Below are 16,531 nucleotides of genomic sequence, written 5' to 3'. Positions count from 1 at the left end.
CAAAAGATGTTAGATATAAAAGATTTTTCGATTTTTGAAAATCATTCAAATTTTGATTTTAAAGGATTTTTATTAAAAATTGCCAGTTATTGGAAATGGTTTCTTGCTAGTTTAATAATTGCGTTTACAATTGCTTATCAGGTAAATATTCGAAAAGAAAAAATTTACGCAATGCAAACGATGATTTCTATTAAAGAAGAAAGCAATCCTTTTTTTACCTCAAATACCAGTCTGGTCTTCAATTGGGGAGGAATATCAGATCAGGTAAACGGAATTTCGACTATATTACAATCCAGATCTCATAATGAATTGGTTGTTGATAAACTTCAATTTTATATTGATTATCTGCAACAAGGAAAATATAACTTAGTTGATGCCTACGGAGCGGTACCTTTTTATATTAATATCGACAAATCAAAAGGACAGCTTGCTAATACTTTGATTGGTATTAAATTTTTAAGTGAAAACGAATATGAAATCAGAATTCCTTTTGAAAATAATTCGGTTTCTTTAATAGATTATGCTACAAATACTTATTCAAATACAAATGTCCAACCTGTAGAGTTTGTAAAAAAATATAAGGTTGGAGAACAAGTTGTATTACCTTTTTTAAATTGGAAACTACAAATAAATGATAATCCGGGTTTTTATAAAGGGAACGAATACTTTGTTAGATTCAATGATTTTAACGGAACAGTAGCTCGTTATAGAGGCTTAAATATTGATTCGGATGATAAAGCTGGATCAATATTGACTTTAGGAATGCAGGGCACCAACAAAGCTAGAATGGTAGAGTACCTAAATGCAACTGTAAGGATGCTGATTAAAATTCAGCTTGACGGTAAAAATCAGTTTGCAAACAATACCATACAATTTATTGATAGTACTCTTGTCGCAATGGAGTCTCAACTGAAACAGACTGGAAATGAATTGAAAACTTTCAGAAAAGACAAAAACATTTATGATATAGAAGCGGGCGGGGCTAAGTTTTCTGATCAAATAATGAACTTTGATGTAAATAAAGATCAAATTACCAGAAAAATAGCTTATTACAATTCTTTAAAAGCATATTTAAATAATAGCGTTGATTATTCAAGGCTTCCGGCTCCATCTGTAGCAGGAATTGAAGACCCTAATATTGTTGCCAACGTATCGAAAATTATTGCACTTTCTACTCAAAGATCAGAAATGTCGTATGCAGTAAAAAGCGATAAGATTTTTAAAGACTTTGATAATCAAATGCGAGCTATTAAAGATGTTTTATTAGAAAATATCGCAACTGCAAAATCATCATTGCTGTATGATTTGTCAATGATAAATGCAAAGATTGGTGAAGCTGAAAGTACGGTTAAAAAATTGCCTGAAGAACAGCAGGAATTGTTGAAAATCAAAAGGAAGTACGATTTAAATGATAATATCTATACAGAATTTCTTCAAAAACGAAATGAAGCTGAAATAGTAAAAGCTTCAAATTTATCAGATATTCATTTTATTGATCCGGCCAAAGATATTGGAGGCGGATTAATTGGACCAAAAACTTCAGTGAATTATGTGCTGGCTTTGTTTTTAGGTTTCTTAATTCCGTTGTTATTTATCTTTGGAATTTTCTTCATCAATAATTCAATTCAAAATACTGAAGACATTAGTAAATTAACCCAGATTCCACTTATTGGAGTAATTGGAGTTAATAAGGATAATGTTAATCTGGCTGTATTTGATAAACCAAAATCGGCACTTTCTGAGTCATTTAGGGCAATTCGTTCTTCGTTGCAATTTTTATATAAAAAACAACAGGTTAGCGGTGCAAAAACCCTGATGATTACTTCCTCTATTAGCGGTGAAGGAAAAACATTTTGTTCAATAAACATTGCTACTATTTTCGCTTTAAGCGAAAAGAAAACAGTAATTATTGGTTTAGATTTAAGAAAACCAAGATTGGCTGATGAGTTTAATTTGACAAACCAGGTTGGTGTTGTGAATTATTTAATCAAGCAAAAAAGCCTTAGCGAAATTACAAATTCAACACAGATACCAAATCTTGATGTTATACTTTCAGGACCTATTCCGCCAAATCCTTCAGAACTTATTATAAGTGAAGCGATGAAAGAATTAATAGACGAACTGAAACAAAAATATGATTACATTATTTTAGATACGCCTCCGGTTGGGTTGGTATCTGATGCATTAGAATTGGTTCAGTATGCAGATGTGACTTTGTACATTGTGAGACAAAACTATACCAAAAAAGACATGATCACATTGTTGAATACAAGGATCAAAAGAGGCGAGTTAAACAATACGAGTATTGTTTTAAATGGATATGAAAATAAAGCAAAATATGGAACCGCTTATGGGTATGGGTACGGAGTATATTCTAACGGTTATCATGAAGAAGAAGTAAAACCAGGTTTCATAAAATCTGTTTTTAATAAATTCAATAAAAAATAAATTGAAGAAAATGGAAATATCAACTCAGCATAAAATTTTAATTACCGGTGGAGCTGGTTTTATTGGCTCAAATTTATGTGAGTACTTTCTAAAATTAAATCATAAAGTAATCTGTTTAGATAATTTTTCAACAGGTCATCGTCATAATTTGAAAGATATTATAGATCATCCTAATTTTAAATTAATTGAAGGAGATATTCGTAATATAGCAGATTGTGTTTTGGCGGTTGAAGGGGCTGATTATGTTTTGCATCAGGCCGCTTTAGGTTCTGTACCGAGGTCAATAAATGATCCAATAACCACAAATGATGTTAACGTATCCGGATTTTTGAATATGCTGGTAGCTTCACGTGATGCAAAAGTAAAACGATTTATATATGCAGCCAGTTCTTCGACTTATGGAGATTCTCAGGGATTACCAAAAGTAGAAGATGTAATTGGAAAACCTTTATCTCCATATGCCATCACAAAATATGTAAATGAGTTATATGCGGAAATTTTTAGTAGGACGTATGGATTGGAAACTATCGGATTACGTTATTTTAATGTTTTTGGAAGAAAGCAAGATCCTAATGGAGCGTATGCAGCGGTGATTCCAAAATTTGTCATGCAATTAATGAATCATGAAAGCCCGGTTATTAATGGAGACGGAAACTATTCCCGTGATTTCACTTATATCGATAATGTGATTCAAATGAATGAGTTAGCGATGACAAGTCAAAATCCTGAAGCAATAAATACAGTTTACAATACTGCATTTGGCGATCGAAACACATTAAATGATTTAGTTGGATATTTGAAAAAATATTTAGCTGAGTTTGATTCAGAAATCGCAAATGTTGAAGTTGTTTATGGAGAAAACAGAGCAGGAGATATACCACATTCATTAGCGAGTATTGATAAGGCAAAAAAAGTATTAGGGTACAATCCGAAATATTCTTTACAGGAAGGATTGAAAGAAGCAGTAAGCTGGTACTGGTATAATTTGAAATAAAAACCAAGGATTAAGATAATAAGAAATTAAATGAAAATTACAAAAATTTGTTGCATTGGTGCGGGTTATGTTGGAGGTCCAACAATGGCAGTAATTGCACAAAAATGCCCAGATATCCAAGTAACTGTTGTCGATTTAAACGAACAAAGAATCAAAGATTGGAATGATCCCAATACAGAAAATATTCCTATTTACGAACCAGGACTTTCTGAAATTGTAGCTGAAGCAAGAGGAAGAAATCTTTTCTTTTCGACCGAAGTTGAAAAAGCGATTGATGAGGCAGAAGTTATTTTTATTTCGGTAAATACACCAACCAAAACCTACGGAAAAGGAAAAGGTATGGCAGCTGATTTAAAATATATCGAGTTATGCGCAAGACAAATAGCAAAAGTTGCCAAACAGAATAAAATAGTAGTAGAGAAATCTACTTTACCGGTTCGAACAGCAGAAGCAATAAAAAGTATTTTAGATAATACTGGAAATGGAGTTCAATTTCAAATTTTATCAAATCCAGAATTTTTAGCAGAAGGAACGGCCGTTACCGATTTATTAAATCCAGATAGAATTTTAATTGGCGGGGATACAACACTAGAAGGAGAAGCAGCAATTAATTCTCTTGTTGATGTTTATGCTAATTGGGTAAGCAGAGATAAAATTTTAACGACTAATGTTTGGTCTTCAGAATTATCAAAACTTACAGCAAATGCATTTTTGGCGCAGCGTATTTCATCAATAAATGCAATGTCTGAATTATGTGAAAAAACAGGTGCAGATGTAAGTGAGGTAGCAAGAGCAATAGGAATGGATAGCAGAATTGGACCTAAGTTTTTAAAAGCGTCAGTAGGTTTTGGAGGTTCTTGTTTTCAGAAAGATATCTTGAATCTTGTTTACATTGCGAAATCTTATGGATTACGTGAAGTTGCAGATTATTGGGAACAAGTTATTATTATGAATGATCATCAAAAAAGACGATTTTCAAATAAAATTGTTCAGACATTATATAATACAGTTGCTGATAAAAAGATTACGTTTTTAGGCTGGGCTTTCAAAAAAGATACTAATGATACCCGTGAGTCCGCAGCGATATATGTAGCCGATGATTTAATTAATGAGCAGGCGAAAATTTCAGTTTACGATCCGAAAGTTTCAAGAAATAAAATGCTGAATGATTTAAATTATTTAGAAACAAGATCTGCCGAAGAAAATAATTCTGCAGTTTTATCGTTTGATGATGCGTATGAAGCCTGCAAAGGATCACATGCAATAGCTATTCTTACAGAATGGGACGAGTTTACAACTTATGATTGGAAAAAAATTTACGATTCAATGCATAAACCGGCTTTCCTTTTTGATGGAAGAAATATATTGAATGCCAGTGAACTAGAATCAATTGGATTTGTTTACAAAGGTATAGGTTCTTAGTCAGAAGCAAGATTAAAATTAAGATTGAAGTAGAATTTAAAGTGGTATGAGAATTGATGAAGGATTGAAAAATCTATTTCAATACAAAGAAAATTATGAACTGGTACGTTGTATATACTAAACCCAAATGGGAAAAAAAAGTTGCAGAAAAACTAAATGAAATAGGTATCGAATGTTATTGTCCGATAATTACGCAAATAAAACAATGGTCTGACAGAAAAAAGAAAGTTGAAGTACCGCTTTTTAATTCTTATGTTTTTGTAAACCTGTTAGAAAATGATAGGAATTCTGTTTTTCAAATTCCAGGTGTAGTTCGATATTTATTTTGGTTAGGCAAACCGGCTATCGTCAGAAATGAAGAAATTAATATTATAAAGAAAAGTTTAGCATCTCCAAATTTAAGTGAAGTCTCCGTAACGTCTATTCAGGTTGGAGATCACATTACACTAGAATCAGGCGCTTTTAGTAATCAGGAAGCTATTGTAAAAGAGATTTCTAAAACACATTATATATTAGTTTTAGAATCTTTAGGATGTGTTTTGAAAATAAAATATAAATAACTTTGATTATTGCCTATATTGGTATTGAAAAGAGAACAAAAACTGCTTTTTTAAGGTTTTTTGTTCTCTTTTTTTGTAAAAAAAATCGTTAATATCTGATTTGTAGTGCTTTGTGAAAATATGGGATTTTTGGAACTATTTCCTTAAATTCTGTAAGAAACAGTGTTGAATAACTTGGATGAATATGCTATATTTGCCAAAAATGTTTTAGGGGTACCTGTGTCTAAATTTTGTGACTCAGGACGGCGAAGCCATGAATTATGTTGATCAAAGATGATAAAAAGAGAAGAAAAAATGGATGAAAATATCAAAATAGCCATAATAGGTTTGGGTTATGTAGGTCTTCCTTTAGCCAGGTTATTTGCAACTAAATATCCTGTTGTAGGCTTTGATATAAACGAGTCTAGAATAACTTCCTTAAAATCAGGAACAGATACAACATTAGAAGTTGATGATGAAACTTTACAAAGAGTATTAGTTGTTAATTCTTCAAATGAAAAAGGTTTGTATTGCTCAACTTCCCTAAATGATATTAAAGATTGTAATTATTTTATAATAACAGTTCCAACTCCGGTTGATAAAAATAATCGTCCAGATTTAACCCCACTATACAAATCTAGTGAATCAGTTGGGAAAGTATTAAAGAAAGGGGACATTGTAATATATGAATCAACTGTTTATCCCGGAGTTACAGAAGAACAATGTATTCCGGTTTTAGAAAGAGTTTCAGGTTTAGAATTTAATGTTGATTTTTTTGGAGGATACTCCCCAGAAAGAATAAATCCTGGAGACAAAGAACATACAGTAGAAAAAATTCTTAAAGTAACTTCTGGTTCAACACCAGAAATTGGTTTAAAAGTAGATGCTCTTTACAAATCTGTCATTACAGCCGGTACACACTTGGCACCAAGCATAAAAGTTGCAGAAGCTGCGAAGGTAATTGAAAACTCACAACGTGATATCAATATTGCTTTTGTAAATGAACTTGCTAAAATATTCAACTTGATGAATATTGATACTCAGGAAGTATTAGCAGCCGCTGCTACTAAGTGGAATTTTTTGCCTTTTAAGCCAGGTTTGGTTGGAGGGCATTGTATTGGCGTCGACCCTTATTATTTAGCTCAAAGAGCACAAGAATTTGGATATCATCCTGAAATAATTTTAGCAGGAAGACGTTTGAATGATAGCATGGGAGAATACGTAGCATCACAAGTAGTTAAATTGATGATCAAAAAAGGAATTTCAGTAAATGGAGCAAGTCTTCTAATGCTTGGAATTACGTTTAAAGAAAATTGCCCGGACGTTCGTAACACAAAAATTGTAGATGTTGTAAAAGCTTTGACAGAATATGGTATCGAAGTAACAATTTATGACCCGCTTGCTAATGTGGAAGATGTAAAAAAAGAATATAATTTAATAACATTAAATTCTCTGCCAGAAAATAAATTTGACGCGATTGTTCTAGGAGTATCACATGCTGAATTTTTAGAATTAAATTTTGTTCAATTACAGAAAGAAAATAGTTTATTATACGATGTAAAGGGAGTTTTGGGTACTATAGCTGATAATCGATTATAGTAGTTAAAATTCTTTTTTTATTTAAAAGAAAAATGAAAAAAAACAATTCAGTAATACATGTAATTTTAACAGGAGGAGTAGGAAGCAGATTGTGGCCACTTTCCCGTAAAAGTCAACCAAAGCAATATTTGGAGATATTTGAAAATAAATCATTATTTGAAATGACTGTTGAGCGTAATAGTCATTTAGCAGATAAAGTAATGGTGGTTGGAAATATAGATAATCATCATTTGAGTGGTAAAGTGATGGATAAAACACAAACTTCTTATGTGAATATTGTAGAAGCCACACCAAGAAATACAGCTGCAGCTATAGCTTTTGCTGCATTCGCCGCAAATCCGGATGATATATTAATTGTGACGCCATCTGATCATATTATTGATCATATGGATAATTATAATAAAGCAATTAATGAAGCGATTTCAAAAGCTCAGGATGGTTTTATAGTAACATTTGGAATTATTCCTACCAAACCAGAAACGGGTTATGGGTATATTGAATCAAGAGGTGATAAAGTATTATCATTTAGAGAGAAACCAAACGAAACTACAGCCAAAGAATTTATTGCAAAAGGAAATTTTTTATGGAATAGCGGAATGTTTTGCTTTAAAGCCGGAGTTTTATTAGATGAATTAAAACAATTTCAACCTGATGTTTATGAGAAATCGAAAGCTGTTTGGGAAGCCAGAAAAAACGGTTTCTTAGACTTAGATTTATCTTTAGAAATTCCATCAATAAGTATCGATTACGCAGTGATGGAACGCAGTAAAAAAATTAAAGTAGTTCCCGCATCATTCTCATGGTCAGATTTAGGATCTTTTGAATCTGTATATGAATATTTAGCATTAAAAAGTCATCCTGTTGATAAAAATGGTAATATGGTTATTGGTACTGGAAAGCATACGACTTTTTTAGGACTAAAAAACACTATTTTTGTTTATACAGATACAGCAAATTTAATTTTGCAAAAAGAAAACTCACAAGATGTAAAGGATATTTATAATGAGTTGGAAAAAATAAATTCAGATTTATTACATTAATTAAAAATAAATGAAAAAAATTCTTATAACCGGAGGAGCCGGTTTTATTGGTTCTCATGTAGTGCGCCGCTTTGTTAATAAATATCCGGAATATCAAATTTATAACTTGGATGCCTTGACATATGCCGGTAATTTAGAAAATATAAAAGACATCGAAAATCAGCCTAACTATACTTTTGTAAAAGGAGATATTGTTGACGAGTCTTTTATTAATGAACTTTTTTCACAACATAATTTTGATGGGGTTTTGCATTTGGCAGCCGAATCACATGTTGATCGTTCTATTGAAGATCCATTGGCATTTGTGAAAACCAATGTTATCGGAACTATGAATTTGTTAAATGCTGCCAAAAATCAATGGAAAGGTAATTGTCAAGGAAAACGTTTTTATCATATAAGTACAGACGAAGTTTATGGTTCACTTGGAGCAGAAGGGCTCTTTACAGAAACTACTTCTTATGACCCTAATTCTCCTTATTCTGCATCAAAAGCAAGTTCAGATCATTTTGTGCGAGCTTATGGTGAAACTTATGGTTTGCCATATGTTTTAACAAACTGTTCAAATAATTACGGATCATACCATTTTCCAGAAAAATTGATTCCACTTTTTATCAATAATATTATTAATAATAAGCCCTTACCTGTTTATGGTGACGGAAATTATACCCGTGACTGGCTTTTTGTAGAAGACCATGCCATTGCAATCGATTTAGTTTTTCATGAAGGAAAAAATCATGAAACCTACAATATAGGTGGATTTAATGAATGGAAAAACATTGATTTGGTAAAACTATTATGCCAAATTATGGATCAAAAATTAGGAAGAAGTGAAGGTACTTCACAAGAACTAATTACATATGTAAAAGACAGGCCAGGTCATGATTTACGTTACGCAATTGATGCTTCAAAAATTAATAAAGAGCTAGGCTGGAAACCATCTGTAACATTTGAAGAAGGTTTAGAAAAAACAATTAATTGGTATCTTAATAATGAAGAGTGGTTGCAGAATGTAACCTCAGGATCATATAAAGAGTATTATCAAAAACAATATTCATAATACAATAATTTATATTTAAAATCAGCGTAGGCTGAAAAAAGATAATAATTCAAATATGAAAAAAATAACATACGTTCTTACTCTGTTCTTTATTTTATTGATCTCATTGAATGTGAATGCTCAGGATTTTCTAAAATCTAAAGATTTAAGCACCATACAAGTAGATTATTTATCGAATGATGATTTAGCGAAAATTAGCGCTCAGTTAAAAAGTAATAATGCTACAATTGATCAGGTTGAACCAATGGCATTGTCAAAAGGTATGAGCCAGACCGAGTTTAATAAACTTCGAATTAAACTTGCTCAATTTGAGAAAAAAAAACCAACAAATATTGATTCTGATGACAGTAGAGGAAAAGCAACCGATAAGAATTCAGAATTTGGAAGACAGCAAGAGCAAATTAAAAATAAAAAGGTTAAGGATTCTGCAAATGCCTTGATTTTTGGATCTGAATTATTTGATAATCCAACTTTAAATTTTGAGCCTGATCTAAAATTAGCTACTCCCATGAATTATATTTTAGGCCCTGGAGACGAATTGCAAGTCACTGTCTACGGTGTTCAGGAATATAATGCAAGCATTCCGGTAAGTGTTGAAGGAAAAATTACAATTGATTATGTTGGACAAATTGCAGTTTCAGGAATGTCTATTGAAGCAGCAACTCAAAAAATAAAAGCAGCTATTTCAAGAGTTTACAGTACAGTTAGATCTGGACAATCTCAGGTAAGTGTTAGCTTAGGCAGAATCAGAACAATTAAAGTAACTATTGTTGGTGGAAAACAGCCAGGTAATTATTCTGTTTCATCTTTAGCAACAGTATATAACGCATTACATTTAGCAGGTGGTCCTGGAAAAAATGGCAGTTATAGAAATATTGAATTAATTCGAAACAACAAAGTTTATAAAAATGTTGACATTTATAAATTTTTAGTAAAAGGTGATCAATCTGATAATGTTAGTTTGAAGGACAATGATGTAATTCGTATTCCAGCATACAATCAGAGAGTAACAGTTGAAGGTGAGGTAAAGCGTCCCGGTATTTTTGAAATGAAAAATGGGGAAAGTTTTTCTGATTTATTAAATTTCGCATCAGGTTTTAATGAATTTGCTTATACTGCATCTGTAAATGTTACACAAAAGACAGGAAAAGAATTTAAAGTTCATGATATAAACGAAAGTGAATATAGCTCTTATTTGCCACAATCTGGAGATGTTTTCAGAGTTACTAAAATTTTAAATCGATTTGAAAACCGTATTAAAATTGAAGGGGCAGTTTTTAGGCCTGATTACTATTCTTATAGTGAAGGAATGCGAATTTCTGATCTTATTACACGAGCAGAAGGTCTTACAGAAGATGCTTATACAAAAAGGGCAAGAGTCATACGTTTAAAGACTGATTTAACTACAGAAATTGTAAATGTGGATTTAGGTGCGGCTTTATCAGGGGATTTAAATTCTGATATTGAGATGAAAAGAGAAGACATTGTAACGGTTTATTCTATTCTGGATTTCAGAGAAGAATATAAAGTGACTATTGATGGAGAGGTTAAAAATCCAGGTGAATACGAATATTTTGAAAATATAACGCTAAATGATTTGGTAGTTCAAGTAGGAGGTTTAACAGGTTCCGCATCAAAAAGAGTAGAAATTGCAAGAATGGTTAAATCCGATGTAATAGATGACGACGATCCTAAACGTGTTGAACTAATTGAACTTGAAATTACAGCTGATAATAACGAGCAAATTAAAAATTTTATTTTAAAACCTTTTGATGTTATTAATATAAGAAGAGTAGCGGTTTACGAAAAGCCTCAGATGGTAACCGTTAGCGGTGCTGTTGGATATCCTGGTAAATACGTTTTAGCTAATAAAAAAGAAACGGTGTACAACGTCGTAATGAGAGCAGGTGGATTAACATCTATTGCTAATTTAAATGGTATGAAAATTAAAAGACCTATTAAGCAAGATCAAATTGAAGAATTGGAACGTATCGACCTGAATTTGTCTAAAAGTGATACACTTAAAGAAAAATTAAGCAAAAAGTTAAGTGAAGATTTAAAGTATGTTACTATTCCTGTAAATTGGGAAAAAATTGTGAAGGATAAAGATCATTATTCAAATGTAACTTTATTTCCTGGAGATGAGATTGAGGTTTCAGTTTATAATGAAGGAGTTAAAGTTACAGGAAATGTATTATTGACTTCTGAAATACCATATAGAATTGGAAAAGGATTTAAATATTATATTAATTCTGTTGGAGGAGTGGATAGTAAAGGATGGAAAAGAAAAGCATATATAATATATCCTAACGGAAAAGCTGCTGTTACAAGTTCGTTTTTATTTTTTAAATCTTATCCAAAAGTAGAACCAGATTCACAAATTGTTGTTCCCGAAAGACCGGAAAAGAAAAAAATGAGTGCTGGAGAATGGGCTGGTTTAGGAACAGCTTTTGCTAGTTTGGCATTGTTAATTGTTACTGCTTTTAAATAAAATATTTTAATGGACAATAATACACCTATTGAAAACGATGAAATTTCGTTAAAAGAATTGTTTCAAAAAGTAAAAGAATGGTATTTTTATTTGTTTTCGAAATGGAAAACTATCGTTTTAGCTGTAGTATTTGGATCAGGTTTGGGTTTAACGTATTCTATCATACAAAAACCTGTTTATACAGCGACTTTATCATTTGCATTAGAAGATGAAAAAAGTGGTGGCTTAGGTGGAGCATTAGGACTTGCTAGTTCATTTGGTCTCGATGTAGGAGGAAGTGGGGGAGGAATTTTTGCAGGATCAAATTTGACTGAACTGTTTAAATCTAGAATTATGGTTGAAAAAACTCTACTATCCCCCGTTGAATTTAATGGCAAGAAAATCTCTTTAGCAGAAATGTATATTGAAAACAATAAATGGAGAGAAGGTTGGAAAAAAGATGATAAATTATCAAAAATACAGTTTTTACCAAATGCTAATCGGAAATATTTTTCTAGGATACAAGATAGTATATTGGGCTCTTTATATTTAAATTTATCTAAATCAGGCTTATCAGTAGAGCAAAAAGATAAAAAAATTTCAATTATTAGTGTTGATGTTTCTTCGACTAATGAGTTATTTGCAAAATATTTTTGTGAAGCTCTTGCAAAAGAAGTAGGGAACTTTTACGTGGAAACAAAAAGTAAAAAAGCAAGGATGAATATGGCTATCCTAGAACGTCAGGTTGATTCTGTTCGTGGTGAACTTAATGGCTCTATTACTGGTGTCGCTATTGCAAATGATAATACTTTTAATTTAAATCCAGCAATGAATGTTCGACGTGCACCATCAGCAAGGAGACAAGTAGATGTTCAGGCTAATACAGCAATTTTAACAGAGTTAGTAAGGCAATCCGAATTAGCAAAAGTTACTCTGCGAAAAGAAACACCTCTGATACAAGTTATTGATAAACCAATATTGCCACTAGCTAAGGAACGTTTTGGAAAAGCAAAAGGAATTGTACTAGGAGGAGTATTAGCAGGATTTTTAGCTTTATTTTATTTAGTTTTTAAAAGAATGATAAATCTTATTTTTCAATAAACACTATTCTTGAAATTATCGAATGAAAAATTATACTTTAAAGGTTCAGGAAGTAAGAAAAGAAACAGCAGATACGGTAACTGTTTGTTTTAAACAGCCAGGCCTAAAAAAAATTAAATATTTGGCGGGACAATATTTAACTCTTCAGTTTAGAATTAACGGAAGAAGATATATTAGACCATATTCCTTTTCTTCAACACCATCTATTGATTCAACTCTTAATGTTACAGTTAAAAGAGTATCAGGAGGTAAAGTATCAAATTTTATTAATGATTATGTAAAAGTTGATGATGTAATTGAGGTTCAGGAACCAATGGGAGATTTTATATTTGAAGCAAACAAATCGATAAGTTCAGTAATATTTTGGGGTGTTGGAAGTGGTATTACACCTCTTTTTTCAATGATAAAAGATTTGTTAAGAGTTCATCCTGAAATAAATATTCATTTGATTTACGGAAATAAATCTAAAAAGGAAGTGATTTTTTATGAAGATTTAGAAAACCTTAAATCTACTTATCCAGAAAATTTGAATATCTATTATTTCTATTCAAAGGAAGAATTTTTTGATAATGAATCACATAATTTTCATGGAAGGATTAATTCTGATTTTGTAGAAAAATTGATGAAAAAAATTATAGAGCCAACTACGCATTATGTCTGTGGACCCGTAGGATTGAAGAATACAATTAAACAATCTTTACTCAATCTCACGGGAAATTTAGATAATTTTTTTTCTGAGGATTTTGAAATTGTTAAAAACCCTGAAGATTTTAAGAATATTTTCAATCAGGAGATTGTTTTGAATTTTCAAGGTACCGAAAATAAACTTATTATAAATAAAGGTAATTCTATATTGGAAGAAGCATTAGAAATGGGTCTTGAGTTGCCTTATTCATGTCAGACTGGAAATTGTAGTACTTGCAAAGCAACACTTAAATCGGGAGAGTTGAAAATGATAGGGCTAAGTAAACCTAGAATTGATTTGAATGAACATGAGTACCTACTTTGTTGTAGTTATCCTATGACAAGTAATGTTTATATCGAGATATAATAATTATAAATAAAAATATAATAATGAAAGTAGTAATTTTTGCAGGTGGATTTGGGACGCGCCTCATGGAAGAAACAGAAGCAAGACCTAAGCCAATGGTGGAGATTGGAGGTAAACCTATATTATGGCATATTTTAAAAATGTATGAACAACATGGTTACAATGAATTTGTTATATGTCTAGGATATAAGGCGACTTTTATTAAAGAATATTTTTATAATTATTATTTACATAATTCTGATGTAACAATTGAATTAGCAAATAATAATATTAACGTACATTACTCAGAAACAGAATCTTTTAAAGTCACATTAATAGATACTGGATTACATACTAATACAGCAGGAAGATTGAAACGTATTCAAAAGTATGTAAAAGATGAAACTTTTATGCTTACTTATGGAGATGGAGTAGCAGATGTTAACTTGTCTGAATTACTTAAATTTCATAGATCACATGGAAGACTAGCAACTTTAACTACCGTTCAGGTTCCGGGACGTTTTGGGAATTTAGAAATTGGTAATGATGGCGAAGTAGATAGTTTTATCGAAAAACCAGCAGGAGATGGAATGTGGATTAATGGAGGTTTTTTTGTTTTAGAGCCGGGTATTTTTAAATATCTTGAAGATAATGTTGAAGATATTCAGTGGGAAAAAGAACCTTTAGGGGCTATTGCTAAAGATAAACAGTTAGCAGCTTATAAGCATGATGGATTCTGGAAATGTATGGATGCTTTGAGAGATAGAGTAGAATTAGAAGCAATGTGGGCTTCTGGAAATGCAAAATGGAAGACATGGTAGATTCATTATTTGAAACACTAAAGCAAACATATGCAGGTAAAAAAGTTTTTTTGACTGGGCATACCGGTTTTAAAGGTGCTTGGATGTTAAAAACTTTATCTTTATTAGGAGCTCAAGTGAAAGGATATGCTTTAGAACCTCAAACAAAAGATGATTTGTATTTTTTGATCAATGGTAATGAAATTTGTAATTCTGTAATTGCAGATTTAAGGGACAAAGAACGCTTAACAAAAGAAGTTATTAATTTTCAACCCGATTTTGTTTTTCATTTGGCAGCTCAACCATTGGTTCGTTTATCCTATGAAATTCCCGCAGAAACTTTTGAGGTGAATGTTATTGGTACAGCAAACGTTCTGGATGCAGTTCGTTTATTAGAAAATAAATGTGAAGTTATATTAATTACCACAGATAAAGTTTATCACAATAATGAGTGGATTTATCCATACCGTGAAAATGATAGATTAGGAGGATATGATCCTTACAGTGCCAGTAAAGCGTGTGCAGAATTAGTTATTGATTCTTACAGGAATTCTTTTTTTAACAGCAAAACCTATGCTGAGCACCAGAAAGCAATTGCTGTTACAAGAGCTGGTAATGTTATTGGCGGAGGTGACTGGTCTAAAGATCGTTTAATTCCGGACATAGCTAAAGCTTTTGCAGCTGATAAAGCTGTAGTGATTAGAAATCCTAAATCAGTTAGACCATGGCAACACGTACTAGAGCCAGTTGTAGGTTACTTACTCTTAGGTTCTAATCTGGAAAAAAATCCGCTTAAATTTAATCAGGCTTACAATTTTGGACCTAATTTATCTGATGCTTTGTCGGTAGAAGATATGCTTAAATTAGCTATTCATAGTTCGGGTAAAGGTGAATATATTGTAGAAACTGATGGGAATCAGCCTCATGAGGCTGGATTATTGAAGTTAGACATAAGCAAATCAATTTCAGAATTAAAATGGCAACCTAAAATGGATGCTGTTAAAGCTGTTAATATGACAATGAATTGGTACAGCGAGTTTGTTAAAGATCCAAATAAAATTGAACAATTCACAACATTACAGATAAAAAGTTTTTTTAATGATTAAAAATATTTTATTAACTGGAGGTACAGGTTTTTTAGGCAGTAGTATCTTAAAAAAACTTGTAATTGAGAGATATAATGTTATTGTTTTAATTAGAAAAACTTCTGATCTCTATAGAATACAAACTGTAGATGGTTCTTTTGAATTATTTTGTATTGAAGATCAATTAAATAATATTGAGGATTTATTTAAAAGATACGAGATTGATACTATAATTCATACTGCAACCGAATACGGCAGAAATTCGCTGTCATCATTAATTTTTAAGACAAATTTGATTTTTCCAATCCTGTTAATTGAACAAGGATTAAAAAAAGGATTAAAATATTTTATCAATACGGATTCTTTTTTTGGTAAAGAAGAATTTAAAAATTCCTCTTACTTAAGTGATTATACTAATTCTAAAAAATATTTTTTAAACTATTTGGTTGAAAATACTCAACACTTAAAAGTTGTTAATATGCGTCTAGAGCATGTTTTTGGTGAGCACGACTCTGAAAATAAATTTGTTACAAGTGTTTTGCGTCAGTTGATAAATAATAAAAAAGAAATTTTATTAACCAAAGCATCCCAAAGAAGAGATTTTGTATATGTTGATGATGTTGTTGGAGCTTATTTAAAAGTAATTGGCAATATTAACAAGGTTGAAAATTTAACTGAATTTGAAATCGGCAGGGGAGAATCAGTACCTGTTTCAGATTTTGTTAAAAAATTATTAGAAATTTCTGGCTCTACATCACAGCTCAATTTTGGTGCGATACCAGCTAGAGATGGTGAAATTCAAGAATCTAAAGCAGATCTGACTAAATTAAGAGAAATTGGTTGGGAGCCGAATTTTGATTTAAGATCTGCTATTTCCAAAATGATAGAAATTGAAAAAGTATAAAATACATTAATAAGCAATTTTAGAAATTCAAATACGAATAAA

13 protein-coding genes are annotated in these 16,531 nt (G+C 31.3%); all 13 read left to right on the top strand.

The window, feature by feature from the left end; translation table 11 throughout:
* Window positions 1-6: 6 nt before the first annotated feature.
* The 13 genes from AC3QL1_RS01815 (at window position 7) to AC3QL1_RS01755 (ending at window position 16,489) form a co-directional block, all read left to right on the top strand.
* Window positions 7-2,448 (top strand): polysaccharide biosynthesis tyrosine autokinase, encoded by a 2,442-nt coding sequence (locus AC3QL1_RS01815; protein WP_492494642.1) that lies wholly within the window; start codon window positions 7-9, stop codon window positions 2,446-2,448.
* A gap of 10 nt (window positions 2,449-2,458) precedes the next feature.
* Window positions 2,459-3,442: an SDR family oxidoreductase gene (locus AC3QL1_RS01810; RefSeq protein ID WP_492494641.1), complete on the top strand. Its 984-nt coding sequence runs from the start codon at window positions 2,459-2,461 to the stop codon at window positions 3,440-3,442.
* 30 nt (window positions 3,443-3,472) lie between these two features.
* Complete coding sequence (locus tag AC3QL1_RS01805) at window positions 3,473-4,864, top strand: UDP-glucose 6-dehydrogenase (protein ID WP_492494639.1); 1,392 nt, start codon at window positions 3,473-3,475, stop codon at window positions 4,862-4,864.
* A 95-nt stretch (window positions 4,865-4,959) separates the two neighbouring features.
* The gene (locus AC3QL1_RS01800) at window positions 4,960-5,424 is read left to right on the top strand and encodes a UpxY family transcription antiterminator (RefSeq protein WP_492494637.1); all 465 of its coding nucleotides are present in this window, start codon (window positions 4,960-4,962) and stop codon (window positions 5,422-5,424) included.
* Between the two features lie 294 nt (window positions 5,425-5,718).
* Window positions 5,719-7,002: a nucleotide sugar dehydrogenase gene (locus tag AC3QL1_RS01795; protein WP_492497523.1), complete on the top strand. Its 1,284-nt coding sequence runs from the start codon at window positions 5,719-5,721 to the stop codon at window positions 7,000-7,002.
* Between the two features lie 32 nt (window positions 7,003-7,034).
* Window positions 7,035-8,042: a mannose-1-phosphate guanylyltransferase gene (locus AC3QL1_RS01790; RefSeq protein WP_492494636.1), complete on the top strand. Its 1,008-nt coding sequence runs from the start codon at window positions 7,035-7,037 to the stop codon at window positions 8,040-8,042.
* A gap of 10 nt (window positions 8,043-8,052) precedes the next feature.
* Window positions 8,053-9,099 (top strand): dTDP-glucose 4,6-dehydratase, encoded by a 1,047-nt coding sequence (gene rfbB / locus AC3QL1_RS01785; protein ID WP_492494635.1) that lies wholly within the window; start codon window positions 8,053-8,055, stop codon window positions 9,097-9,099.
* Window positions 9,100-9,154: 55 nt separating this feature from the next.
* Window positions 9,155-11,590, top strand: a complete 2,436-nt coding sequence (locus AC3QL1_RS01780) for an SLBB domain-containing protein (RefSeq protein ID WP_492494633.1) — start codon at window positions 9,155-9,157, stop codon at window positions 11,588-11,590.
* Between the two features lie 9 nt (window positions 11,591-11,599).
* Window positions 11,600-12,670, top strand: coding sequence for a Wzz/FepE/Etk N-terminal domain-containing protein (locus AC3QL1_RS01775; RefSeq protein ID WP_492494632.1), 1,071 nt, complete (start codon window positions 11,600-11,602; stop codon window positions 12,668-12,670).
* A 22-nt stretch (window positions 12,671-12,692) separates the two neighbouring features.
* Window positions 12,693-13,721: an FAD-binding oxidoreductase gene (locus AC3QL1_RS01770; protein WP_492494630.1), complete on the top strand. Its 1,029-nt coding sequence runs from the start codon at window positions 12,693-12,695 to the stop codon at window positions 13,719-13,721.
* A 23-nt stretch (window positions 13,722-13,744) separates the two neighbouring features.
* Entirely contained in the window at window positions 13,745-14,521 is a 777-nt protein-coding gene (rfbF, locus tag AC3QL1_RS01765) for a glucose-1-phosphate cytidylyltransferase (protein WP_492494628.1), read from the top strand.
* Complete coding sequence (gene rfbG / locus AC3QL1_RS01760) at window positions 14,515-15,606, top strand: CDP-glucose 4,6-dehydratase (protein ID WP_492494626.1); 1,092 nt, start codon at window positions 14,515-14,517, stop codon at window positions 15,604-15,606. Before rfbF ends, rfbG begins: the two co-directional genes overlap by 7 nt.
* Window positions 15,599-16,489 (top strand): NAD-dependent epimerase/dehydratase family protein, encoded by an 891-nt coding sequence (locus tag AC3QL1_RS01755; RefSeq protein WP_492494624.1) that lies wholly within the window; start codon window positions 15,599-15,601, stop codon window positions 16,487-16,489. The genes rfbG and AC3QL1_RS01755 overlap by 8 nt, the downstream gene beginning before the upstream one ends.
* Window positions 16,490-16,531: the final 42 nt, after the last annotated feature.

The organism is Flavobacterium sp. GW823-FHT04A11, assembly GCF_058796535.1.
Note: the sequence above shows the minus strand (reverse complement) of the source record. Positions and strands in the feature narration are given on the sequence as shown.